Origin of the sequence: Desulfococcus sp. (genome assembly GCF_050178255.1) — a bacterium.
GTDB lineage: Bacteria > Desulfobacterota > Desulfobacteria > Desulfobacterales > Desulfococcaceae > Desulfococcus > Desulfococcus multivorans.
In genome coordinates, this window is the sequence record NZ_JBFXGG010000072.1 from 1 (window position 1) to 1436 (window position 1436).

A 1436-nucleotide genomic window follows, 5' to 3' on the forward strand; every position below is an offset into this window, starting at 1 on the left:
ATGAGGAGCCCCGATGGCGGTGACGATGGAGGATTCACCGAAAAGGAGTGCCGACCGTAAATATGTCGGCAGAATTTTAGCGGTTCGCGGGAGTGTCGTCGATATCGCCTCCGCGGAGTCCGTACCGCCCATCAACACCTTGTTCCGGGCCGGAGAAAACGACGGCGTATTCATCGAAACGGCCGTTCACCTGGATGAGCATACCTTTCGGGGCATCGCCCTTACTGCAACGGCGGGGCTGGCACGCGGCGACGCGGCGTGGAGTGACGGGGAGACCCTGAAGGTACCGGTGGGCAAATCCCTCCCCGGCCGCATGTTCAATCTTTTCGGTGTTCCCATCGACGGCAATGAAGCCCCCGAAAACGTCGTCCTTCGCTCCATTCACCGTCAACCCATTGACCTGGCGCGACGCGTAACGACCGAAACGGTTTTTCATACGGGCATCAAGGCCATCGACCTCCTGGCCCCATTGGAGCGCGGCGGGAAGGCGGGCCTGTTCGGAGGCGCCGGGGTTGGAAAGACCGTGGTGATCACGGAACTCATCCACAACATGGTCGGAAAACACAAGGGTATGAGTATCTTCTGCGGTATCGGCGAGCGATGTCGGGAAGGGGAGGAACTCTACCGGGAAATGAACGCAGCCGGCGTCCTGAAGAATACGGTCATGGTATTCGGTCAGATGAACGAACCGCCGGGCGCCCGGTTCAGGGTAGGACATGCGGCCCTGACCATGGCCGAATATTTTCGGGACGATCTGGATCAGGATGTACTGCTCCTCATCGACAATATTTTCCGATTCATCCAGGCAGGCTCGGAATTGTCCGGGCTTCTGGGGCGGCTTCCCTCCCGAATGGGGTATCAGCCGACACTGGCGACGGAGCTGGCCGAGCTGGAGGAGCGGATCGCCAGCACGCGGATGGCCGCCATCACCTCCATTCAGGCGGTGTATGTTCCTGCCGACGATCTCACGGACCCTTCCGCCGTTCATACCTTTTCCCACCTTTCGGCATCCATCGTCCTTTCCCGAAAACGGGCCGGCGAAGGCTTTTATCCGGCCATGGACCCTCTCCAGTCCCGCTCCGCCATGCTGCAGCCGAGGATTGTGGGAAAAGATCACTATGACGTGGCCCGGGAGGTCATCAAAACCCTGGCCGTTTACGAAGAGCTGAAGGACATTATTGCCATGCTGGGGCTCGAAGAACTCTCAAGGGAGGACCGCCGGATTGTGTCCAGGGCAAGGCGCCTGGAGCGTTTTTTGACCCAGCCTTTTTTTACCACTTACCAGTTCACCGGGTACGAGGGCCGTATGGTGGACATAGAAGATACGGTTTCAGGGTGCGCGCGCATCCTCGATGATGAATTCTCTGAGTACCCTGAACAATCGCTCTATATGATTGGATCCATAGATGAGGCCAAAAACAGATGAGGCCAAAAAC

At 58.2% G+C, this 1436-nt stretch carries 1 protein-coding gene; it reads left to right on the forward strand.

All coding sequences use genetic code 11. The features are described 5' to 3' along the window. The first annotated feature begins 13 nt into the window (after positions 1-13). On the forward strand, positions 14-1426 hold the full coding sequence (atpD, locus tag AB7S84_RS12480; protein ID WP_020876459.1) for a F0F1 ATP synthase subunit beta: 1413 nt from the start codon (positions 14-16) through the stop codon (positions 1424-1426). The last annotated feature ends 10 nt before the right edge of the window (positions 1427-1436 follow it).